General features: G+C 74.5%; 20 protein-coding genes and 1 tRNA gene. 12 read left to right on the plus strand and 9 right to left on the minus strand.

Translation table 11 applies throughout. The annotated features are described in order from the left end of the window. Nucleotides 1–65: 65 nt before the first annotated feature. Nucleotides 66–995, plus strand: a complete 930-nt coding sequence (locus IE265_RS06185) for a 1-phosphofructokinase family hexose kinase (RefSeq protein WP_190034327.1) — start codon at nucleotides 66–68, stop codon at nucleotides 993–995. A gap of 130 nt (nucleotides 996–1,125) precedes the next feature. Here IE265_RS06185 and IE265_RS06190 read toward each other — a convergent pair whose 3' ends face one another. Continuing rightward, entirely contained in the window at nucleotides 1,126–2,094 is a 969-nt protein-coding gene (locus tag IE265_RS06190; protein WP_190034328.1) for a carbohydrate-binding protein, read from the minus strand. Between the two features lie 116 nt (nucleotides 2,095–2,210). After that, a complete protein-coding gene (gene cdgB, locus IE265_RS06195; RefSeq protein ID WP_190034329.1) occupies nucleotides 2,211–3,893 on the minus strand; it encodes a diguanylate cyclase CdgB in 1,683 nt (560 codons plus the stop codon). Nucleotides 3,894–4,454: 561 nt separating this feature from the next. Here cdgB and IE265_RS06200 point away from each other — a divergent pair. Next, the gene (locus tag IE265_RS06200) at nucleotides 4,455–4,937 is read left to right on the plus strand and encodes a flavin reductase family protein (protein WP_190034467.1); all 483 of its coding nucleotides are present in this window, start codon (nucleotides 4,455–4,457) and stop codon (nucleotides 4,935–4,937) included. 1,237 nt (nucleotides 4,938–6,174) lie between these two features. Here the strand turns inward: IE265_RS06200 and arfB are convergent. After that, nucleotides 6,175–6,603 carry an alternative ribosome rescue aminoacyl-tRNA hydrolase ArfB gene (gene arfB / locus IE265_RS06205; protein WP_190034330.1) on the minus strand — a complete coding sequence of 143 codons (429 nt, stop codon included), beginning with the start codon at nucleotides 6,601–6,603 and terminating at the stop codon, nucleotides 6,175–6,177. A gap of 244 nt (nucleotides 6,604–6,847) precedes the next feature. On the opposite strand from arfB, the gene IE265_RS06210 reads away from it, so the two are divergent. Then, the gene (locus IE265_RS06210) at nucleotides 6,848–7,423 is read left to right on the plus strand and encodes a TerD family protein (protein WP_190034331.1); all 576 of its coding nucleotides are present in this window, start codon (nucleotides 6,848–6,850) and stop codon (nucleotides 7,421–7,423) included. 186 nt (nucleotides 7,424–7,609) lie between these two features. Next, nucleotides 7,610–8,125, plus strand: coding sequence for a GNAT family N-acetyltransferase (locus tag IE265_RS06215; RefSeq protein ID WP_190034332.1), 516 nt, complete (start codon nucleotides 7,610–7,612; stop codon nucleotides 8,123–8,125). Nucleotides 8,126–8,158: 33 nt separating this feature from the next. Here IE265_RS06215 and IE265_RS06220 read toward each other — a convergent pair whose 3' ends face one another. Then, nucleotides 8,159–9,595 (minus strand): M1 family metallopeptidase, encoded by a 1,437-nt coding sequence (locus IE265_RS06220; RefSeq protein ID WP_229916058.1) that lies wholly within the window; start codon nucleotides 9,593–9,595, stop codon nucleotides 8,159–8,161. Between the two features lie 37 nt (nucleotides 9,596–9,632). On the opposite strand from IE265_RS06220, the gene IE265_RS06225 reads away from it, so the two are divergent. Continuing rightward, nucleotides 9,633–10,133: a hypothetical protein gene (locus tag IE265_RS06225; RefSeq protein WP_190034333.1), complete on the plus strand. Its 501-nt coding sequence runs from the start codon at nucleotides 9,633–9,635 to the stop codon at nucleotides 10,131–10,133. A 343-nt stretch (nucleotides 10,134–10,476) separates the two neighbouring features. Here IE265_RS06225 and IE265_RS06230 read toward each other — a convergent pair whose 3' ends face one another. Continuing rightward, entirely contained in the window at nucleotides 10,477–11,172 is a 696-nt protein-coding gene (locus IE265_RS06230; protein WP_190034334.1) for a pentapeptide repeat-containing protein, read from the minus strand. Nucleotides 11,173–11,415: 243 nt separating this feature from the next. Between IE265_RS06230 and IE265_RS06235 the strand changes: the two genes are divergently transcribed. Continuing rightward, nucleotides 11,416–12,585, plus strand: coding sequence for an FAD-dependent oxidoreductase (locus IE265_RS06235; RefSeq protein WP_190034335.1), 1,170 nt, complete (start codon nucleotides 11,416–11,418; stop codon nucleotides 12,583–12,585). A 62-nt stretch (nucleotides 12,586–12,647) separates the two neighbouring features. Next, nucleotides 12,648–13,631 carry a zinc-binding dehydrogenase gene (locus tag IE265_RS06240; RefSeq protein ID WP_190034336.1) on the plus strand — a complete coding sequence of 328 codons (984 nt, stop codon included), beginning with the start codon at nucleotides 12,648–12,650 and terminating at the stop codon, nucleotides 13,629–13,631. An 82-nt stretch (nucleotides 13,632–13,713) separates the two neighbouring features. Here IE265_RS06240 and IE265_RS06245 read toward each other — a convergent pair whose 3' ends face one another. Both IE265_RS06245 and IE265_RS06250 read right to left on the minus strand, forming a co-directional pair. Next, on the minus strand, nucleotides 13,714–14,187 hold the full coding sequence (locus IE265_RS06245) for a GNAT family N-acetyltransferase (protein WP_190034337.1): 474 nt from the start codon (nucleotides 14,185–14,187) through the stop codon (nucleotides 13,714–13,716). Between the two features lie 85 nt (nucleotides 14,188–14,272). Then, nucleotides 14,273–15,094, minus strand: a complete 822-nt coding sequence (locus tag IE265_RS06250) for an aminoglycoside phosphotransferase family protein (protein ID WP_190034338.1) — start codon at nucleotides 15,092–15,094, stop codon at nucleotides 14,273–14,275. A gap of 99 nt (nucleotides 15,095–15,193) precedes the next feature. Between IE265_RS06250 and IE265_RS06255 the strand changes: the two genes are divergently transcribed. Next, nucleotides 15,194–16,744 (plus strand): NAD(P)/FAD-dependent oxidoreductase, encoded by a 1,551-nt coding sequence (locus IE265_RS06255; protein ID WP_190034339.1) that lies wholly within the window; start codon nucleotides 15,194–15,196, stop codon nucleotides 16,742–16,744. 14 nt (nucleotides 16,745–16,758) lie between these two features. Next, complete coding sequence (locus IE265_RS06260; protein WP_190034340.1) at nucleotides 16,759–17,487, plus strand: alpha/beta hydrolase; 729 nt, start codon at nucleotides 16,759–16,761, stop codon at nucleotides 17,485–17,487. A 130-nt stretch (nucleotides 17,488–17,617) separates the two neighbouring features. Here the strand turns inward: IE265_RS06260 and IE265_RS06265 are convergent, their stop codons facing one another. Further along, nucleotides 17,618–18,028: a peptidoglycan-binding domain-containing protein gene (locus IE265_RS06265; RefSeq protein ID WP_190034341.1), complete on the minus strand. Its 411-nt coding sequence runs from the start codon at nucleotides 18,026–18,028 to the stop codon at nucleotides 17,618–17,620. A 338-nt stretch (nucleotides 18,029–18,366) separates the two neighbouring features. Between IE265_RS06265 and IE265_RS38940 the strand changes: the two genes are divergently transcribed. From IE265_RS38940 to IE265_RS06280, 3 genes are all read left to right on the plus strand, one after another. Continuing rightward, nucleotides 18,367–19,362, plus strand: coding sequence for a helix-turn-helix domain-containing protein (locus IE265_RS38940; RefSeq protein WP_190034342.1), 996 nt, complete (start codon nucleotides 18,367–18,369; stop codon nucleotides 19,360–19,362). 148 nt (nucleotides 19,363–19,510) lie between these two features. Continuing rightward, on the plus strand, nucleotides 19,511–20,431 hold the full coding sequence (locus IE265_RS06275; protein WP_190034343.1) for a helix-turn-helix domain-containing protein: 921 nt from the start codon (nucleotides 19,511–19,513) through the stop codon (nucleotides 20,429–20,431). Between the two features lie 361 nt (nucleotides 20,432–20,792). Next, on the plus strand, nucleotides 20,793–22,229 hold the full coding sequence (locus tag IE265_RS06280; protein WP_190034344.1) for an FG-GAP repeat protein: 1,437 nt from the start codon (nucleotides 20,793–20,795) through the stop codon (nucleotides 22,227–22,229). A gap of 137 nt (nucleotides 22,230–22,366) precedes the next feature. Here the strand turns inward: IE265_RS06280 and IE265_RS06285 are convergent. Beyond that, nucleotides 22,367–22,440 (minus strand) — tRNA-Thr (locus IE265_RS06285). Between the last annotated feature and the right edge of the window lie 133 nt (nucleotides 22,441–22,573).

The following is a 22,573-nucleotide window of genomic DNA, read 5'->3' on the forward strand; positions in this document are numbered from 1 at the left end:
TTGCGTTTGACATGATCGGGCCTCCGGACAGACAAGCGCGTTCTCATCGGGGGAGGTCGGCCCGGGTGATCCTCACGGTCACGCTGAACACCGCTCTCGACATCACGTACCGCGTGCGAGGGCTGCGCCCGCACGCCTCGCACCGGGTCACCGAGGTACTCGAACGGCCCGGCGGCAAGGGCCTCAACGTGGCCCGGGTGCTGGCGGCCCTCGGCCACCGGGTGACCGCCACCGGCTTCGCGGGCGGGGTGACGGGGCGGGCCCTCCAGGACCAGCTCACGGGCACCGCGGGTGTCGTGGACGCGCTGGTCCCGGTGGCGGGGACGAGCCGCCGCACGATCGCCGTGGTCGACACCGCCACCGGTGCCACCACGCACCTCAACGAGCCCGGCCCGGCGATAGCCCCCGCCGAGTGGTCGGCCTTCCGCGAGGCGTACGAGGACCTGCTGCGCTCCTGCTCCGCGGTGGCCCTGTGCGGAAGCCTGCCGCCCGGGGTGCCGGTCGGCGCGTACGCCGGACTCGTCCGCACGGCCCGCTCCGCCCAGGTCCCGGTACTGCTCGACACCAGCGGCGAACCGCTGCGCCGCGGGGTCGCCGCACGCCCCGACATCGTCAAGCCGAACGCCGTGGAACTCGCCGAACTCACCGGCGCCCACGAGCCCGCGCAGGCCACCCGGGACGCCCGCCGCCGCGGCGCCCACGCGGTCGTGGCCTCACTGGGCGCCGAGGGGCTGCTCGCCCGGACGCCCGAGGGGCACTGGCGCGCGTCACCGCCCCGGCCCGTGCGCGGCAACCCGGCCGGCGCCGGCGACTCCGCGGTGGCGGGCCTGCTGTCGGGCCTGGTCGAGGACCTGCCGTGGCCGGACCGCCTGGCCCGCGCCGTGGCCCTGTCCACCGCGACCGTACTGGCCCCGGTGGCGGGCGAGTTCGACCGCGCGGTGTACGAGGACCTGCTGGGGAAGGTCTCGGTGACGGGCGAGGACGTCGCCGCCTGAGAGCGGTCCGCGTACGGCCCCTCGCGGGACCCGGAGCGGGCTCCGGGGGCGGGACCCGGGGCGGACGACGAACGGGACACGGCGTTCCCGCCGTGTCCCGGAAGTACCGCGGCTCCGGCCGCGGGCGGCGCTAGCCCTTGAGCTTGCTGAGCGAGAGCTGGTCGAGCACCGCGTCGCACTTGTTGCCGTCGGCGCAGGCGATCTCGATGATGTTGGTCCCCTTGGTGAGGTTGACCGGCGCCCAGGTCGTCTGCCAGCCCTTCTCCCAGTCGCCCTTCGGGGCCTGCGCCTCGGGGATGAAGTTCTTCATGTTCAGCGGGGCGGTGTTCGGCTTGCTGTTGACCACGACGGTCGCGTTGGCGTCGACCCCCGGGATGCCGTACCGCACGTCCAGCCGGTACGACCCGGCCTTCGCGATGCCGTCGACGGTCCACACGACCTTGGCGCCGACCTGGTTGAAGCCCGTCACATAGACACCGCCGGCCGCGTCCGCGCCCTTGAACTGCGTGTCCGTGACCGTGCCGCCCTCCAGGCGCAGGGCCTTGGCGTCGATCTTCGGCAGCTCGGCCTCCTCCTCGGCGCCCTTGGTCGCCGACCTGCTCGGCTCGGCGCTCTCGGAGGCCTGCGGGGTCGAGCCCGCCGTGTCGCCGCTCTTGTCGTCGTCCGAGTCACCGCCGAGCATGGCGATGCCGATCCCGATGACGACCGCGGCCACCACGGCGACCGCGCCGATCAGCAGCCCCTTGGTGTTGGGGCCGCGACCCCGGCCGCCGCCCCCGCCGGAGCCGCTGTCGGGCATCGGCTGGTACGTCGTGGGCGCGCCCGCGGAGTAGCTGTCGGCCGTGGTGTGGTTCACGGCCGGCTGGCCGTACGTGCCCTGCTGCTGGGGCACCTGCTGCCCGTACTGGGCGGTCGGGGCGGCGGACTGCTGGCCGTACTGGCGCTCGCCGACGGGCCGCACCCGGTTGACCGAGCCCGGGTAGCCGTAGCCACCGCCGCCGGAGGGCGGCTGGGCGCCATTGGCCTGACCGTCGGCGTACAGGTAGCCGAACGGGTCGTCGTCCTCGGGCGTGCTCGCGCCGTTGCTGCCGGGCGTCATCCCTTGGTCTCCTCGGGTGCGGTTCAGATGCGGTACGGGGGAACGAAAGGCGAGCCTACCCGCTCCCGCTGCCCCAAACGGGTGACTCGGATCGCACCGCTTCCCTGACCTGCGGATCAGCCCGCGCGCCGGTGTGCTTTGGGACGAGACCGTTTCTCTACGTACATCCGCTCGTCGGCCGACTGCAGGACTTCGTCCGCCGTCATGCCGCAGTGCGCCCAGCCGATGCCGAAGCTCGCGCCGACCCGCACCGCCCGGCCGTCGACCCGGATCGGCTGGATGATCTCGCTGCGCAGCCGCACCGCGAGATCCTGCGCGTCGGCCCGGCCGAGCCCGTCGGCGAGCACCACGAACTCGTCCCCGCCGAGCCGCGCGACCGTGTCGCCGTCCCGCACCGCGCCGCCGAGCCGCCTGGCCACCTCGATCAGCACCGCGTCGCCCGCGTTGTGGCCGAAGCGGTCGTTGATCGACTTGAAGCCGTCGAGGTCGCAGAAGAGGACCGCGAGGCCCTTGGTCCCGTCGTCCGTCTGCCCCTCGGGGGCGACGGTGTGCACATGGTGGTCGTAGCCGTCGAACGCGCCGGGGAACGGCCGGTGGTCGAAGCCGTGCCCGTTCGCGTCGTACCCGGCACCCGCCGCGCGCTCGGCCACCACCTGCCCGTACGCCGCGTCGATGGTGTCCACCACACCGGGCTCCGCCGGCGTGGGCCGCGCGCACAGCCGGGCGCCGAGACGGGCCCGCAGCTCGGCGGAGTTGGGCAGGCCGGTGAGCGAGTCGTGCGAGGCGCGGTGGGCGAGCTGGAGCTCGCGGCGCTTGCGCTCCTCTATGTCCTCGACGTGGGTGAGCAGGAAGCGCGGCCCGTCGGCGGCGTCCGCGACCACGCTGTTGCGCAGCGACACCCAGACGTACGTGCCGTCGCGGCGGCAGAGCCTCAGCTCGGCCCGGCCGCCCTCGGCGGAGGTCCGGAGCAGGGTGCCTATGTCCTCGGGGTGGACGAGGTCGGAGAAGGAGTAGCGGCGCATCGAGGACGCGAGCCGGCCCAGCAGGCGGCAGAGCGCGTCGTTCGTCCGCAGGATCCGCCCGTGCTGGTCGCCGCCCATCTCGGCGATGGCCATGCCGGAGGGCGCGTACTCGAAGGCCTGACGGAAGCTTTCCTCACTGGCGCGCAGAGCCTGCTGCTCCCGCTCCAGGCGGACCAGCGCGCGCTGCATGTTGGCCCTGAGCCGGGCGTTGCTGATCGCGATCGCGGCCTGGAAGGCGTACATCTGGAGCGCCTCTCGGCCCCACGCGCCGGGCTTGCGTCCGTTGCGCGGCCGGTCCACGGACAGGACGCCTATCAGCTCGCCGTAGGAGGTCCCCGGCACGCCCGGGGTGTACATCGGGGCGAAGAGGCGGTCGGCGGGGTGCCACTCGTCCTCGAAGCGCGGCTCGGGCCCGTCGGTGTACCACTGCGGGACGTCGTCCTCGTCGAGGACCCAGCCCTCGGTGTGGGGAATGAAGCGCAGGTCGCCCCACGACTCTCCCATGCCGAGCCGGCGGTCCCAGGAGTCGCGCGAGCCGACGCGTCCGGTGATGAGCGCCTCGGCGGCGGAGTTCCCGGCGAAGGCGGCGACCACGAGATCACCGTCGGGGCGTACGAGGTTCACGCAGGCGAGTTCGTAGCCGAGTCCGTTCACGACGCCGTCGGCGACGGTCTGCAGCGTGTCCGCCAGGCTGCGGGCCGTGTTCATGTCGGCCATGACCTGATGAAGCTGCCGCAGGGTCGCAAGACGGACGTACGGCTCCGACTCGGTCTCCATGCTCGCTCTCCCCGAGACCTCGACAGCAGACTCCAGAGTTATCCAGGCTTCTCGTCGCCACTCATCGCTTGATGATCACTCATCGGCCACGTCCACTGATCCGTGCATCGACCGGCCTGCCGATCCGCGCACCGATCCACTTCTGATCCACAACTGATCCACTACTGATCGCCTACTGGTTGCAGCGTCCCCGCCACTGAATCACAGCGCGCTGCCCACCCGGTACACAGGGTCAACAAATTCTGCCACCTGTGACTCAAGTCACAAGCGAAGATGAACAATTGAGTAGAGTTTCTGTGTTTTCGCGATGCGTTTACTGAACGCAAATTTGTGGGAGATGTGCGACCTCCTCGTAAGGGCACCGCGGGCGCCGCGGTGTGGGACCCTTCCGGGCGCCACGGGGTTCCTCCATCGGTCCTAGGACCCGGGCAAGACGTTGGACCGATGCGGCGCACGGAGGCGGGAGAATAGCGTCTTCCCGTGCTGAACACCCACCCTGCCGCTCCCCCCGCCCCACCCGTGCATGCTGATGGGGTGAGCAACGACGAGTTCCGCGCCGCCATGTCCCGGCTGACCGCGGGCGTGGCCCTGGTGACCGCGCACGAGGCGCAGCCCGATCCGGATGGGCCGAGCGGCGAGGACGTCGGCATGACGGCGACCTCCTTCATGTCCGTCTCGCTGGACCCGCCCCTCGTCCTGGTCAGCCTCCGCGAGGGCTCCCGCATGGACGACCTGCTCGCCGAACAGCCCCTGTGGGCCGTGTCCGTGCTCTCGGAGCACCAGCGCACCACGGCGGGGCGCTTCGCCATGAAGGGCCGCATCTCCGACCGCCTCCTCTTCGACGACCTCTCGTACGAACGCGGGACGGCGTCCGGCGCGCCCCTGCTGGAGGGCGCCCTCGCCACCCTGGAGTGCCGCACCGAGCAGCGGGTGCCCGCGGGGGACCACACGCTGGTCATCGGGCGGGTGCTGACGGCTTCGGCCCCGGCCGCCCCGGACGGCCCGCTGACGTACTTCCGCGGCCGCTACCGGCACTTGGCGTAGCGCCGGACCCGCGGAGGGGGTGATGTCCGTCACCGGTCCGGACCCTCTCGCCGGGGCGCGCACGCCGGTCCCGCGGGCGTCTCCGTTCGGGCCCCGGGCTGCCCGTTCGCGACGGCCGGCCGTGTACGACTGTGAAGGCGCGCGGGCACTCTGGACGCCGGCCGCGCGGACTGCGGGCAGCGCGGAGGAGCTCCGGAGGCCGCCGAGCCCCCGGGTTCCGCCGAGGCCACCGCGGCCACCGAGGCCGCCGCGGTCACCGGGGCATCGCTCGCCGGGCACCCCGGACAGGGCGGCCCGGCGGTCCCCCGCGACACCCGTCCCATTCGGCCGCGGCGCACTTCCCTCGCGGCGGCTCGGAATTACTCGGGAAGCCCGTTCCGGTCGCTGCTCCGCACGCCTTCGCGACGCGTTTCGTACGCACCTTCCCGGACGCCTTCGGCTTTTCCCGGGCCTTTTCTCACGGCGTCGGAATTCATCTCCCGCAACCGCCCGCTCCCCCGCACTTCTCCTTCTCCGCGCTTCTCCGGTCCCTTCGACAGGACACCCGCCGCCCCGCCCTGCCCCGAGCCGTTTCGGTGAGTTGACGAACCGCAAAGGGCAAACACGCGCGACGGGCAGGCGAGTTGAACATGGCCCGCGGGACAACGGGTCCTGGCGCATCGCCCCGGGCCCGGAGTCCGGGCGCCGCGTGACGGCCGGTCACACGAACCCCGGCACCACCGACGCCCGGCGAAGCACGGGGCGCCCTGGGCAGAACCGGGGACGGAGGGGGGACGGGACGGGAGGGGACGTGAGGGGAACGGGAAAGGGGGAAGGCGCACGGGCGGGCCACCGCTCAGGCGCCGCGGGCAAGGCACGGCGGTGTCCGCCCGGCAACGGCTGGCGAGGTACTGCGGTTGCCGCTCGGCGCGGCTGGCGGGATACGGCGTCGTCAACGGCAACGGCTGGCGGGGTACGGCGGTTGCCGCTCAGGCGCGACGGGCAGAATACGGCGGCTGCCGCCCCGCGCGGCGGGGCCGGAGCGGGACCCGAACCGGTTCGGACACCAGGACAACTACGGGCCCAAGGACGGAACCGGGCGACCGGGGAGACGCTGACCGGGAGGCGCACCCGCACCCTCTCGCGCATGCCCCGCATCGACACCGGCACCGCGCGGCGCGCACCCGCACCCCGCCCCGTAGGGACACAGGCACCGCGGACTGAGGCCCCGTACCGGCGGGCCGGCCGCCGGGCGTGGTCAGCCCCAGTCGCGGCCGGAGCGCCCCCGCTTCGTGTCGCCCCGCTGCTTCTTCTCGCGCAGCCTGCGCTCGTTGATCCCGCGGGGTATCCGGGTGGCGCGGCGGGGCCGGGGCGGCGGCGCGCTGGCCTCGGCGAGCAGAGCGGCCAGCCGGACGGCCGCCGTCTCGCGGTTGCGCCACTGGGAGCGGTGCTCGGAGGCGCGCACGCTGACGACGCCGTCGACGAGCCGGTCCGCCAGCCGCGCCAGGGCCCGCTCCTTCCAGACCGGCGGCAGTGCCTCCGTGCCCGCCAGGTCGAACCGCAGCTCGACCCTGGAGTCCGTGGTGTTGACGTGCTGCCCGCCCGGCCCCGAGGAGCGCGAGAAACGCCACATGAGCTCGGCCTCGGGCAGGGAGACGGAGCCGCGGACGACATAGGGACCGGACATGGCTCCATGGTCGCCTGCCCGAACGCTCCGCGTCACCCTCTTTTCGGCGCGCCGTCGCGGCTTCCGGGGCCCGGGTAAAGAAAGTAAAGGGGTGCGGAACCCTGAGGACCCCCCGCGGCGTTCATAGGGGTGACGGTAGCTTCGTCCCGTACGAAGCCCGGCACGCAGCCAGGCCGCACGGCACGGCAGTACACGCACCACACGCACGGCACCGCACGTCAAAACGAGGGAAGGACTCCCAACAATGGCTGTAAGCCTGTCCAAGGGTGGCAACGTCTCGCTCACCAAGGAGGCTCCGGGCCTGACCGCCGTCACGGTGGGCCTCGGCTGGGACGTCCGCAGCACCACCGGCACCGACTTCGACCTGGACGCCTCGGCCATCGCCGTCAACACCCAGGGCAAGGTCTACTCGGACGGCCACTTCGTCTTCTTCAACAACAAGCAGACGCCGGACCAGACGATCGTCCACACCGGTGACAACCGCACGGGCGAGGGCGCCGGCGACGACGAGGCGATCAACGTCAACCTGGCGGGTCTCCCGGCCGACATCGACAAGATCGTCTTCCCGGTCTCGATCTACGACGCGGAGACCCGCTCGCAGAACTTCGGCCAGGTCCGCAACGCGTACATCCGCATCGTGAACCAGGCGGGCGGCACCGAGATCGCCCGCTACGACCTCTCGGAGGACGCGGCCACGGAGACGGCCATGGTCTTCGGCGAGCTGTACCGCAACGGCGCGGAGTGGAAGTTCCGCGCCGTGGGCCAGGGCTACGCGTCCGGCCTCGCCGGCATCGCCCAGGACTTCGGCGTCAGCGTCTGACCCGAAGGCCGACGGAAACCCGAGGAGCCCCCGGTCCGGCACGTCCGGACCGGGGGCTCTCCGTTCGCGCGGCCCGCCGCCCCGCCCGCAGGAGCGGCCCGGCGGGGCCCCGCTGCCCCGCGGGCCCGGCGCCCCGCCCGCGATCCGGCCCGCCCGGTGATCACCCGGAGGGCTAACCTGCCCCGCGTGATCCTCGAACCCGTCGCCCTCACGCCCGACCGCGACCTCCCCGGCCCGGTGCTCACCGAACTCGCCGAGCTGTACGCCTCGAACCACGCGTACCACGCGCTCAGCGGCGACTTCCCCGACCCGTACGACATCCGGGCCGAACAGGTCGCCGTGGCGCTGGCGGACGAGGTGCGCAACCCGGATGTGGAGATCCTGCTCGCCCGGAGTTCCGGCCGGCTCGTCGGAGTGGCGATCACGCTCGCCCACCACCCGGACCCGGCCGACCCCGACCCGTGGATCGGGCTGCTGATCGTCGACGCGAACCGGCAGCGCGAGGGGCACGGGCGGGCCGTCGCGACGCGTGTCGAGGACCGGTTCCGCGAGGCGGGCCGGGACGCCCTGCGGCTGGCCGTCCTCGACAACAACCCCGGTGCCCTCGCCTTCTGGACCGCCCTCGGCTACGAGGTCATCGGCCACCGGAGGGACCGGGTGCTGGACCGCCCCTGCGCGGTGCTGCGCAAGGTGCTGCGCTGAGGGCCGCCCTCCCGGCGGACGTCCTGCCCGCCGTCAGGGGCTGTCCGGCCTGCCTTTGCCGTACAGCCAGTCCCGCCAGATCTCCGAGAAGTCCTCGTCCGGCGCCAGTTTCTCCACGTACGCCGTGAAGTCGGCCGTGTCGGCGTTGCCGTACCGGTGGGCGGCGGCCCAGCCCTTGAGGAGGGACCGGAACCTGCCGTCGCCGACCTTCTGGCGGATCTTGTGGAGGACCATCGCGCCCCCCTCGTAGACCGGGGGGTCGGAGATCTGCCCGGGGCTCGGGGGCCTGCCGGGCGGGAACGCCCACACGGCGTCGCTCTCCGCCCGGCTGTCGAACCAGTCGCCCGCGTGGATCAGTTCGAAGATCTGCTGGGCGCTGTAACCGCCGTGCTCCTCCTGCCAGAGCCACTCGGCGTACGTCGCGAAGCCCTCGTTGAGCCACATGTCCCGCCACGACTCGGGCGTGACGGAGTCGCCGTACCACTGGTGGGCCAGCTCGTGGACGAGCAGGCCCAGGCTCGGGGCGCCGGGGAAGACGGGCCGGGTCTGGGTCTCCAGCGCGTATCCCGCGTCCTCCTCGCGGTCGACCACGGCACCCGTCGACGAGAAGGGGTACGGGCCGAAGGAGCGTTCCGCCCACTTCATGACCTGGGGGATGCGGGCGAGCACCGCCTTGCTCGCAGCGGCCTCCTCCGGGTCCACCGCCACGTACACCGGAAGCCCGTCCGGGGTCTTCGAACGGCGTGTCTCGAATCTGCCGACCGCCACCGTCGCCACATAGGGCGCCATCGGCCGGCCGACGTGCCAGGCGAACCTCGTACGCCCCCGCTTCGTCGTCTCGCTGCGCAACTCGCCGTTGGACACGGCTTTCAGGCCCTCGGGCACGGTGACCGTGATGTCGTAGGTCGCCTTGTCGCTCGGGTGGTGGTTGCCGGGGAACCACGCCATCGACCCGACGGGCTCGCCGAGCGCGAGGGCGCCGTCCTCCGTCCGGAGCCAGCCCTCCTCGGAACCGTCGGGGTCGGTGATCGTCACCGGCGCGCCGGAGTAGCGGACCACCGTCGTGAAGGCGGCGCCCTCGCGGATGCCGTCCCGGGGGCGGACCGTCAGCTCCTGGCCCTTCCGCTGGAAGCGGGCGGGCCGCCCCGCCACCTCCACCGACTCGACCTTCATCCCCTTGAGGTCGAGGTTGAAGGCGCCGAGGTCGTGCGTCGCCCGGGCGTCGATCCGCGCGCTGCCCGCGAGCCGGTGCGTCCGGGGGGTGTAGTCGAGGGTCAGGCCGTAGTGGCGCACGTCGTAGCCGCCGTTGCCCGCTCCGGGGAAGTACGGGTCGCCCACACCGGGCGCACCCGCCCTCCCGCGCACGTCGTCGCCCCCGTCGCCTCCGTCGCCCCCGCCGCCACCGCCGCACGCGACGAGGGAGAGCGCGAGAAGGAGGGCAACCGGGACAAGCGGCACGGAACGGGGCACGACGGTGATCCTATGGCGACGTGACACCATCACCCACGTGCTCGACATCGGCTACGCCCTCTCCGCCCGCTTCCCGGACCCCCCGCAGACCGACTACCGCCGGGCGGACGTCCGCACACTGCGGCACGACCTGTTCTGCGGGGACGTGTACCTCGCCGACACCAAGGCGGACCGGGAGGTGTCCACAGCCTGGGGATGGGTGCCGGTGCTCGACTTCGCGTGGGCGCTGTGCGACATCGTCGAGCAGCTCGACCAGGACCCGCGCGGCAGCCGCGCCTCCCGTCCGCAGCACGCCGAACTGGACTTCACCGAGTCCACCGACCGGATGCTCTTCGAGCGGCGCTTCGGCTGGGTCGACATCGAGGCGGACTGGATGCACCGCGACGAGCCCCCGCTCACCTTCTCCCACACCGAACTCCGGCGCGAGGCACGGGACTTCCTGCACGACCTGCTGGCCGATCTGACCGACATGCACGAGGGCATCCGCGAGAACCCGGCGATCTGGACGCTGGAGGCCCGCTTCCCCCGCATCCCCTGACCCGGCACCGGCACCGGCACCGGCACGACCCCGGCACGCCGTCGCAGGCGGCAGGCGGCAGGCGGCAGGCTCACACGGATCGGACCCGCCGCCACGGCCCCGGCCGGGCGCCTCCTCCGGCCCACTTCCACCGGCCCGGCGCGGTCCACCCACCGGCCCGGGTCAGCCGGCCGAGCCCGGTCGACCCTTCCGGCCCAGGTCAGCACCTCCGGCCCAGATCCGCCACCGGCCCCCCGTCCGCCCACCGGACCCGGGCATCTCAGGGCACAGGCACCCGCCCAGGACCCGACGGGACACCGCCGGCATCGCACGGCACCCGTGCGGAACCGGAACCCGTCACCCGTCACCCGTCCAGGCCCACCACCCTCACCCCCGCCTCCGCGGCGAACGCCCCCGCCAGGTCCAGGAGTTGGGCCGGGCTGATCACGGCCCCCGCCAGCCCGCCGACCCCGCGCGCGAAGTCCAGCTGGGCCGCCCGCCGAAGATCCACGTCCGTCAGCGACACCCCGTGGAAGTCGGCCCCCTTCAGCACGCAGTCCACGAACTCCACGCGCTCCAGCCGGGCGCCCCCGAAGTCCGGCTCGACCAGCACGCACCCCTCGAAGACCACGTCCTTGAGCCGGGCCTCGCGCAGGTTCAGGAAGTCGATCTTCCCGCCGCGCACGACCACCCGCTCCAGTACGGCCCCGTGGAGCTGGATGCCGCCGAGCCGCGCGTCGACCACCTCCACGTCCCGCAGGGTCGCCGAACCGAGGTCCGTCCCCACGCCGCGGAGCCCGGTGAGCACGGAGTCCAGCAGCCGGGCGTGGTGCAGCCGCGTCTCGTCCAGCGCGCACCCCGTCAGGACGCAGTCCATGAACCGCGCGCCCCCGCCGTCCTGACCCGCGAAGTCCACGTCGGCGAAGAGCAGCCCGTCGTAGTCCCCGTCCGGCTCCAACTCCCCGCCCTCGAACGGCACCGGCGGCGGCAGCCTCAGCTCCGGCCGCCGCGCCCTCCCGATGCCCGAACCCGCCTTCGTACGCGCCGCTCTGCTCGCCATGCCCCCATCCTGCACCCCGCCACCGACAGGCCCGCCGCGGCCACCGCGCCGCGCCGTGCTGCGGCGGGCCCGGAGGGCGACAGGCTCCGGCGGGCGGCAGGCTCCGGAGGGCGGCAGGCTCCGAAGGGCGGCAGGCTCCGGAGGGCGGCGGGCTCCGGCGGGAACTCCGCCGATGTCACGTTCCGCGTGCCCCGAGGAGTCTCAGGGGGTGACCGCACCCCCGACCGAGGGAGACCCGCACCCATGCACCGCATCACCGTCGTCGGCGGCGGCTTCGCCGGACTCACCGCGGCGATCGCCGCCGCCGAGGCGGGCGCCGAGGTCACCGTCCACGAGGCCCACCACACCCTCGGCGGCCGCGCGCGCACCGCCGAGGGCCCGTACCGGACGAACGAGGGCCCGCACGCCCTCTACCGGGGCGGTCCGCACTGGACCTGGCTGAAGCGGCGCGGCCTGCTCGGCGAGCTCGCCCCGCTCCCGCCGCTGGAGGCCGCCCGGCTGCGCCTGCGCCACCACGGGGTCCTGCGCCGCACCCCGCCCCTCGCGATGCTCGGCCTGCTGCGCCGTACCGCCCGGCGGGCGCCCGTGGACCAGGACTTCAGGACCTGGGCGACCGGCATCGCGGGCGAGGAGGGCGCGAACGCGGCGGCCAACTACTCGGCCGTCGCCCTGTTCCACCACGACCCGGGCGCCCTCTCTGCCGCGTTCGTGCAGGAACGCCTGCGCCGCGCCACGAGGCTGCCGCCCGAGGCGCACTACCCGCGCGGCGGCTGGGCCGCCGTCATCGACCGGATGGCCGCCCGCGCCTGGAACCTGGGCGTGCGGGTGGAGACCCTGGCGCGCGTGGACAGGCTCCCCGACGACCGCGGACCCGTCGTGGTGGCCACCTCCCTCGACGCGGCCCGCGTGCTCCTGAAGGACGACACGCTGACCTGGACGAGCGGGCGCACGGCCCTGCTCGACCTGGCCGTGCGCACCCGCCGCGGGGACGCGTTCGCCGTGTCCGACCTGGACGCGCCGGGCTGGCTGGAGCGGTTCACCGCCCAGGACCGCACCCTCGCCCCGGACGGCGAACAGCTCCTCCAGGGCCAGTTCCCGATCGCTCCCCACGAGCCCCGCGCGGACGGCGTCGCCCGCGCCGAGGAACTGCTCGACCTGGGCTTCCCGGGCTGGCGCGAGCGCGTGACGTACCGCCGCGAGGCGCTCGCGAACGGCCGTACCGGCGCCGTCGACCCGCCGGGCACGAGCTGGCGCGACCGCCCGCGGGTGGACCGCGGTGGCGGCGTGTACCTCGCGGGCGACCAGGTGGCGGCCCCGGGCGTGCTCTCCGAGGTGTCGTTCAACAGCGCGCTGGAGGCGGTCTCCCTGGCGCTGGGCGGCGGCAGGACGGCCCTTGACCTCAAGCGCGCTTGAGGTCGGAGGCTGGTGGGACACCGCCCGCGCGTCACCCGGGCGCACCACCTCCGAGGAGTGCCATGCACGCCATCCGTCTCCACGCCTTCGGCCCGGCCGGGAACCTCTCGTACGAGCGGACCGACGACCCGGTACCCGCACCCGGGCAGGTCCGCGTGGCCGTCGCCGCGGCGGGCGTGCACGTCCTCGACACCGCGATCCGGGCGGGGCACAGGGGTCCGCTGCCGGAGCTGCCGGAACTGCCCACCGTGCCGGGCCGCGAGGTGGCCGGCACGGTCGAGTCGCTCGGCGAGGGGGTCGCCCGGACGTGGCTCGGCAGGCGCGTAGTCGCCCACCTGGGCTTCCGGCCCGGCGGGTACGCGGAACTCGCCGTGACGGAGGTCGGGCGGCTGCACGACATCCCCGCGAACCTGGACTTCGCGCAGGCCGTCGCGATGATCGGCACGGGCCGCACGGCGTTGGGAATCCTCCAGTTCGCGGACCTGGACAAGGACTCGGTGGCCGTCGTCCTCGCCGCGGCGGGCGGCATCGGCACACTGCTCGTCCAGTACGCGAAGAACGCCGGCGCCACCGTGATCGGCCTCGCGGGCGGCCCGGACAAGACGGCCCGGGTCGGCGCGAACGGCGCCGATCTCGCGGTCGACTACACGGCCCCCGGCTGGTCGGACCGGGTCGGGGCCTTCCTCGGCGGCCGGCGTGCCACCGTCGTCTTCGACGGCGTGGGCGGCGCCGCGGCCCGCGAGGCCGTGCGCCTGCTCGACCCCGCCGGTGGCAGGCACCTGGTCCACGGCTGGTCGGGAGAGGGGCTGCACGACGGTTCCCCGTACCTCGTCGAGGGTGTCTCGCAGCAGGTGCTGGGTCCGGTGATGATGAGCAGGGCGGGCGGCCCCGACCCGGTGCGCACCCTGGAACTGCGGTCCCTCGCCGAGGCCGCCGCGGGACGTCTCGTGCCGGCGGTCCAGCGCTTCCCGCTCTCCGCCGCCGCCGACGCGCACCGCGCCCTGGAGTCCCGGCTCACCACCGGCAAGGTCGTCCTGGAGCCCTGACCCGCACGCGGCCCGGCCCGACCACACCCGGGCGGGCCCGGGCGCGGACCGCCGTGCCGGGGCCCGGCGCGCGTTCCGCGTCCTACCGCGTCCCGAGGTCGCGCAGAGCCCCGTCGGTGAGCCGGTACACCGTCCACTCGTCCTGCGGCCGGGCGCCCAGCGCGCGGTAGAAGTCGATCGACGGCTCGTTCCAGTCGAGCACGGACCACTCCAGGCGCTCGTACCCGCGCTCCACGCAGATCGCCGCCAACTCGGCCAGCAGCGCCTTCCCGTGCCCGCCGCCCCGCGCCTGCGGCCGCACGTACAGGTCCTCGAGGTGGATCCCGTGCACCCCGCGCCATGTGGAGAAGTTCAGGAACCACAGCGCGAACCCGACGGGCTCGCCCTCCGCCGACTCCGCGATGTGCGCGTAGGCCGCGGGCCGGTCCCCGAACAGCGCCTCGCCGAGCTGCTCCTCGGTGGCCCGCGCCTCCTCCAGCGCCTTCTCGTACTCGGCCAGTTCACGGACCATGGAGTGGATCACGGGCACATCAGCGGGAGTCGCCGTACGAATCATGCGGGCAGGCTACGACAGCGCGCCCGGCGCCGGCGCGCGACCCGGCACCGCCCGCCGCCGCGCGCCCGGCCTGCGTACGGCCCGTTCAGCGCCGCAGCAGCAGCCGCGCGAGGGCGAGTTGCGCGGCGTCCGGCGCCCACCCCTCCTCGACGTGCCACAGCGCGTTCTGCAGCACCCGGCCCAGGGTCCAGGCGCGCGCCCGCTCCCGGTCCAGGTCCAGCACCTCCGTCATCAGGTCGAAGCGCCGTTCCGGACGCCCCTCCCCGAACCGGTCCCACAGCGCGGGCAGCAGCTCGAAGCCCGGATCGCCCGCCAGCGGCTTCGGGTCGATGACGAGCCACGGCTCCCGGTCGGAGGCGAGGACGTTCCCGAAGTGCAGGTCCCAGTGCAGCAGCCGGTCGCCGGGCTCGCCCGCGACCTCCCGCAGGGCCGCCGCGCAGTCCGCCAGCAGGTGTCGCTCCTCGTCGTCGGCCAGGGCCGCGAGCGCCGACGGCAGCCTCTCGGCCATCCGCGCGACGATGTCGCCCAGCCGCCGCAGCCCCCGCGGCGCCGGCACGGCCGTGATCCGCGCCAGCAGTCCCGCGACGACGGCGGTCGCCCGCATCACGTCGTCCTCACCGGCCAACGGCCTTCGCTCGTCCAGCCGTTCCAGCAGCAGCGTGCCGCTCGCCGCGTCCTCGTCCAGCAGCCGTACGACCCCGTCGCCGGCCCAGGTCCGCAGGGCGAGCCCCTCGCCGGCCGTCTCCTCGTCGACGTCCTGGAGTTTCAGCGCGGCCCGGGTCCCGTCCGCGCGGACCACGGGCAGCACCACCGAGACGCGCCCGCTCATCGGCGGCCCCTCCCGCCGCAGTCCCCAGCGCTCCAGGAACACCTCCGAGCGCTCCAGCAACCGTGCGTACCGGACCATCCGCCCTCACTCCCATGGGTCGCCCGCCTGTCCAAGTGCGGTGAAGAGCACGGAATCCGAAGGAGACACCCGCACTGCGGAGAAGCTAACGTCCCGCGCATGAGCAGCACGGAGAACGCGGGAGACGCCAGTGACGCGCCCCGCACGACCGACGCGCCGCACACGGCCGGCCCGACCGGAACGGCGGTCCCGGCCCCCGCGCCCGCGCCGACGGCCCCGGCCCTCGGCCCGGCGCCGGGAGCCGGGAGCGCCCCCGCACCCGGCGCGGTCGTCAACGGCGGCATCTCGTTCTGGTACGCGCGAGAGGGCCTGCCCGCGCCCCGCGAACCGCTCCCCGGGGACGCGAGCGCCGATGTCGTGATCGTCGGCGGCGGCTACACCGGCCTGTGGACCGCGTACTACCTGAAGAAGGCCGCACCCTTCCTGCGGATCACGGTCCTGGAGCGGAAGTTCTGCGGCTACGGGGCCTCCGGCCGCAACGGCGGGTGGCTCTACAACGGCATCGCGGGCCGCGACCGGTACGCGCGCCTGCACGGCCACGAGGCCGCCGTACGCCTCCAGGGCGCCATGAACGACACGGTCGCCGAGGTGGTGCGGGTCGCCGCCGAGGAGGGCATCGACGCGGACGTGCACCAGGGTGGTGTCCTGGAAGTCGCCTGCACCCCGGCCCAGTTGGCCCGTCTGCGGGCCTTCCACGAAACGGAGCTCTCGTACGGCGAGAAGGACCGCGAGTTCCACGGCGCCCGCGAGACCGCCGAGCGGGTCCGGGTCGCGGACGCCGTCGGCTCCAGCTGGACCCCGCACGGCGCGCGGCTGCATCCCGCGAAGCTGGTCACGGGCCTGGCGGCGGCCGTCGAGGCACTCGGCGTCACCGTCCACGAGTCGACACCCGTGACCGGGATCAGGCCCAAGCACGCGGTCACCCCGTACGGCACGGTCCGCGCCCCCTACGTGCTGCGCTGCACGGAGGGCTTCACGGCCTCGCTGAAGGGACAGCGGCGCACCTGGCTCCCCATGAACTCCTCGATGATCGCGACCGAGCCGCTGACCGCCGAGCAGTGGGAGTCCGTCGGCTGGGAGGGCCGCGAGACCCTCGGCGACATGGCCCACGCCTACATGTACGCCCAGCGCACCGCCGACGGCCGCATCGCGCTCGGCGGCCGCGGCAGGCCGTACCGCTTCGGTTCGCGCACGGACGACGACGGGCGGACGCAGGCCGCGACCGTCGGGGCGCTGCGCGAGGTCCTGCTCCGCCGCTTCCCCCAGCTCGCCGGGGTCGGCGTGGCCCACGCGTGGTCCGGCGTCCTCGGCGTCCCCCGCGACTGGTGCGCCACGGTCGCCCTGGACCGCTCGACCGGCCTCGGCTGGGCGGGCGGCTACGTCGGGTCCGGCGTCGCCACGGCCAACCTCGCCGCCCGCACCCTCAGGGACCTGGTCCAGCGGGACTCCGGGCAGTCGGGCGCGACCGACCTCACCGCCCTGCCCTGGGTCGACCACAAGGTCCGCAAGTGGGAACCCGAGCCGCTGCGCTGGCTCGGGGTACACGGCATGTACGCGACGTATCGAGCCGCCGACCGCCGCGAAGCCACCACCCATGCCGCACAGTCGTCCCGGATCGCGCGCGTCGCCGACCGGGTCGCGGGCCGCTGAGACAGGGGAACGTCATGAGCACCGCAGTCATGGACACCGTCCGCTACTCATCCGACGGCCAGCTCCTCGACATCCATCGCGCCGCCTCGGCCGACGCCCCGACCGTCCTCCTGTGGCACGGCCGCGGCCCCGCGGAGCGGGACGTCCTCGGCGCCCTGGCCGCGTCCGTCGCCCGCCTGGGCGCCACCGTCGTCGTCCCCGACTGGCACCCGGAGGCCCCCGACGGCGGCCGGCCCCACCTCGCCGCGTCCCTCCGCTTCACCTGGGACTTCGTACGGGACCCGGCGGAGATCGTGCTCGTCGGCTGGTCCCTGGGCGGCCGGGCCGCGATGGCGACCGCGCTGCGCGCCGACCCCCCGGAGGGCTGGCGCCCGGCGGCCGTGGTCGGCATCGCCGCCCGCTACAACCAGCCCGAACCCCTGCTCGGCCTGCCCTCGCCGATGGCCGTCTGCGCCGACGCCCCGCCGCTGCCCGTCCACCTGGTGCACGGCACGGCGGACAGGGTGTGCGACTTCGCCAACGCACTGGAGTTCCGGTCCGTACTGGCCGCCTGCGGCCGGCCCGCGCCCCTCACGGAGCTGGCCACGGGCCACTCGGGCGCGGTCATGGCCGAGTACGCCCCGGAACTGGGCCGCTGCCGCCCCGCCCGCACGGGAAGCGCCCACCGCGAGGGCCTGCGCACGGCCGAGGTGATCGCCCGGGCCGCGGGCCTGCCCGCGCGCGGGGCCCGGGCCGGCGGATGACCCGGGCCTGAGCGGACGCGGACGGCGCCGGGACCCGGCCGCGTTCGGCCGGGCGGCCCCGCTCCTCGGCCCCGGCGGGCCGGGGCGGCGGCTCCCCGGCCCCGTTCCGGGGAGCCGCACACCGTACGGATCAGCAGTACAGGCGGCGCAGGTACGGCCAGCTCTGCTCGCCGATCCTGCCGTCGACCGCCAGGTTGACCCGGCACGCGCCGTTGACGGTGCTCTGGAAGAGCCTGGCCGCCGACTTGGAGTTGGAGCCGAAGATGCCGTCGACGGTGCCGGGGTTGTAGCCCTGGTACTTGAGGAGGCACTGGGCCTCCTTGCCCGCGGCGGTCACCTGCGAGGAGGAGGGCTCGACGGTGGTGCCGTTGTAGTAGCCGGCGGAGAGGCGGCCGCTCGAACTCATGGTGACGTCGCACGGGTAGGCGGCGAGCGCGTCGGCGCCCGTGCCTGCGGCGACCGCCCCGGTCGCCGTGCCGCCCACGAGCGCGGCGGAGGCGAGCAGGAGCGCGGCGTACCTGCGGGTTGCGGAGAAGGACATCGAGTTCCTTACGTGGGAACGGAGTTGTCGTGGAACCGACCGTGATCGGTGTTCGGCTCCGGACACGGGCGGACCCGGTCACCGGTTCGAACGACAGCGATGCTGGTCCGTCCTCCCCTCAAGGGGCCAGCCCTGCCGCTCAGTTGGGACATCCCGGGACGCGCGCCCCGCTGAGCTGCGGCGATGCCGCACCGGACGACGCGGCAGCGGGACGGGGGACGCCCCGGCGGACCGCGGCCCCGGCGCCCGGAGATGAAGAACACGTGAACGAGTGGCGGGTTTTCCGTACGCTGACCCTGCTCGAACCGCAGGGTGCGGTGCGTGCGAGGGGATGGGGCATGCCGCGTTGGAGGCCGCTGCCCGAGTCGCTGGCCCTGCCGGCCAGGCGGCTTGTGGTGCAGATGCGTCAGGCGAAGGACCACAGCGGGCTGAGCCTGAGCGCTTTGGCGAACAGGACCGGGTACAGCAGGTCCTCATGGGAGCGCTGCCTCAACGGCCGCGCCCTGCCGCCGCTTTGGGCGCTTGAGGCCCTGGCGGACGCCTGTGGCGGCGACCGGACGGAACTGACCGCACTGTGGGAGGTCGCCGCGTCCGCGGACGCGCCCGACACGACGGGGAGCACGGGCACACCGGCCGCTTCGGGGACCCCGCGCGCGGCGGACGCCGCCCCGCACACGGTGGACGCCCCGCACACGACGGACGCGACGGACGCCCCCGGCACGGGGGAGGCGTCGCGCACGGCCGAGGCGCCGCGGGTGGAGCACTCGCCGGGACCCGCGGAGGCCGGCGACTCCGGTGAGCCACCGGCCGGGTCGGCGGACGGGGTGGCGGACGGGTCGGCGGACGGGTCGGCGCGGTACCCGGCGGAGCCGCCCGCCTCCGGCCGGCCGGTGCGGCGGATACGGCGGGGCACAGCGGCCGTGGCGTCGGCGACGACCGCCGTCGTGCTGCTGGTCATGGCGGGGGTGCTCGCGATGGCCCAGCCGTGGGAGCAGTCGCCGGAGCCGCGCGGCACGGCGGAGCGGCCGGCCGTGCCCGTGTCGACGTACTCCGCGCGCGCCTTCCCCTGCCACTTCACCGTGCGCGAGGGCCTGTGGTACGCCGGGCACAGCACGACACTGACCGATCCGTACTCCGTCGGGACCACCGTCGAGGCCGTCGCCGAGGTGCAGTGCCTGGTCAAGAGGCACGGTTTCGACCCCGAGGGCATCGACGCGTCCTTCGGGCCGAAGACCCGGGCGGCCGTCCAGCGCTTCCAGCGCTCGCGCGGGCTGGACGACGACGGCATGGTCGGCCCCATGACCTGGCGGGCGCTCAGGGAGCCGAGTGGCTGAGCACGACCGTCCGCGCCCGGGACGCGGGCAGCGGGGCGGTGGCGCTTCCCCGCCTCCGCGGACGCCCCGTCCCCCCGTGGCGCCCGCGGAGGCACGGCCGGCACCGGGGGCGTCCCCCGCGGCCCCGGCCCCCGAGGTCCGTCGGCTCGTGGAGCGGCTGAAGGAGGCCAAGGACGCCACCGGGCTGAGTTTCGCCGCGCTGGCCGCCTCGACCGCGTACAGCAAGTCCTCATGGGAGCGCTACCTCAACGGCAAGGCGTTCCCGCCCCGGGGCGCGGTGGAGGCCCTCGCCCGGCTGGGCGGGACCGACCCCGCCGGGCTGCTCGCCCTGTGGCGGCTCGCCGACGGCGCCTGGAGCGGACGCGACGCGCGGCGCCCGGCGGATCCGCCCCGGGTCACGAAGGCGGAGCCAGAAGCGGAGACGGAGGCAAAGGCGGCACCGGGTCCGGAGCCACGCCCCGGGACGCAGACGCCCGCGGTCGCCGGCCCGAAGCCCGGCGCCGGGCACGAGGATGCCTCCGACGGGCAGCCGGCGCGCGGGAGCGCCGACCACGAGTGCGCGGGACCGGGCCTCCAGGCGGCCCCGGCGCGCGGACCGGGGCGCCGCGCCGTGGCCGTGGCCGTCGTGGCGACCGTCGCCGTGATGGCCGCGGTGTTCGGCGTGGCGACCTGGGTGCGGGCGGCCGCCGACGGGGGCGCCGAGCCGCCCGCCGGCACGCGCTCCCCGGTGCCGTGCCGGGGGAAGACCTGCACGGACCACGACTCGGAACAGGGCGAGACGGCCTGCTGGACGGACGCGGCCACGCACGCGGTGCGCACCGTACGGGGGCGCACGGTGGAGCTTCGCCACAGCCCGGTGTGCGCGGCGGTCTGGGGCCGCATACGCGACCCGCTCCCGGCGGACCGCGTATGGGTCGAGACCTCCGACGGCCGCCGGCAGTCCCGGCAGGTCTCCGTCCCCGGCCGCTCCCTCTACACGCTCATGATCGGCGTGGAACGGCCCGCCGACGCGCGCACCTGCTTCGAACTGGGCGACGGCGACTCCGGCTGCACCGGGCCGCACCGGTAGGGACCACACGCCCACCGCACACGGCGGTCCACCGGCCGCGCCCCGGCGGCCCGCCCGCTGACCGGTCTCCGCGCCTGCGCGTGCCGAGCCGCCGTACCTGCCGCCCTCCTCCGCCGGCCACGGGCGCGACGCCGCGGACCGGTGGGACGCACCGGGCGGGCGGGGCCGGCGGAGCCGGCGTCCGGGAACGGCCCGGACCGTGCGCGGTTCTCCCACCGCACACCCCCCGGGCCCGAACTCGCCCTGCGGAAGGCCGCGTTCGCCGTTCTCCGGGTTCGCACAACCCTTCGTGCGCCTCATGGGTCACAGCCCCGGAAGCACTTCCCCGCCCCTTCACCCTCCCGACCCCAGGAGTTCCCCTGTGCGTCTACGCAACCTGGCCGCCACCACAGCCGTCGCGGCGCTCACCGCCGCCGGTCTGACCCTGCCCCTCGCCGGGAGCGCGGCGGCCGCCACGACCGCGCGGTTCGACTTCAACGGCGACGGCTACGCGGACATCGCGGTCGGCATGCCCGACGCGACGGTGGACGGCAAGGCCAAGGCGGGCTACATCAGCGTGATCTACGGCGCCCCGGAGAGCCCGTCCCAGTCCATCGGCGTCATCAGCCAGGCCGAGGCCGGCATACCCGGCACACCCGAGGCGGGCGACCGCTTCGGCTCCTCCCTGGAGCCCGTCGACGTGAACGGCGACGGCGTCTTCGAACTCCTCGTCGGCGCGAGCGGCGAGTCGCTCACCTCCGACCAGCTCAAGGACGAGGGCACCATCACCGTCCTGGACGGCACGTCGTGGAACATCAAGGGCACCACGGTGGCCCGGGGCACGTCCGAGTACAGCAGCATCGGCCGCACCATCTCCGCGGGCGACTACGACGGCGACGGCGACACCGACCTCGCGTACGGCGAGAACGGCGAGGAGCACGGCGCGCTCAGGTTCCGCCCGGGCCCGCTCACGGCCGACCCGGTGACCCCCACCACCCTGCGCCGCTACGGCATGGGCGGCGCCACCCGCGACCTGGCCACCGGCGACTTCGACGGCGACGGCCGGGACGACCTCGCCGCCACCTGGCGGGGCATCGAGGACTCCAGCACCTTCATCACGCGCTGGGACGACCGGGCCGAGCCGGCCCAGTGGTACGCCGACGCCGACCGCGGCAGCTCGCTCGCCGCGGCCGACTTCGACCTGGACGGCACGGACGACCTCGCGGTCGGCCTCGTGCAGCCGAACCCCGAGTCGGAGACCACGCACTGCAAGGACCGGCTCGGCGGTGCGGTGCTCCTGCTCAAGGGCTCGAAGAGCGCGGGCTTCGGCGCCGAGAGCGAGTGCGTCACGCAGTCCAGCCCCGAGATCGGCGGAGCCGCCGAGGAGGGCGACGACTTCGGCGCCGCGCTGGCGGCCGGCGACCTGAACGGCGACAGCCGCCCCGAACTCGTGGTCGGCGTGCCCGGCGAGGACGTGGGCACCGTGAAGGACGCCGGCGGCTACGTCACCGTGAACGGCACGGAGCACGGCCTCCACGGCGGTCTGGCCCGCAGCCAGAGCACCCCGAACATGCCCGGCACCGCCGAGGCGGGCGACCGCTTCGGCGCCCAGGTGACCGTCGGCGACCACAACCGCGACGGACTGTGGGACACCGCGGTGAGCGCGCCCGGCGAGAACGCGGGAGAGCCCAGGTCCGGCGGCGTCTGGTTCGCGCCGAGCAGCGCCGTGGAGACGTACCCGCAGGGCAAGTCGCTGACCCCGTTCGGCTTCGCGCTGCCCCACGGGGCCGTCCAGTACGGAGAAGTCCTCGGCCTCTGACCGGCCACCGACCCGGCCGCCGACCGGGCCCCTGATTCGGCCCGCGGCTCCGGCTCCGAGCGGCACGGCCGCCACGCCCCACCGACGACGCCCCCGCGACCGATGGTCGCGGGGGCGTCGTCAGAGGTGGAACACGGAGCCCCCTGTCGGATTCGAACCGACGACCTTCGCTTTACAAGAGCGGCGCTCTGACCAGCTGAGCTAAGGAGGCCCGCACGCGTGCGTGCGGTGGGCGTGCACGCGGGCACGCCCGTGCAGTCTACCCACGTCCCGGTGGACGCCCGTCGAGAATTTCCTCGAACTTCATCGGCCTCCGACTACTGACAGAACGCGTGAACGCGGGG

This window comes from Streptomyces fructofermentans, from assembly GCF_014651055.1.
Lineage (GTDB): Bacteria > Actinomycetota > Actinomycetes > Streptomycetales > Streptomycetaceae > Streptomyces > Streptomyces fructofermentans.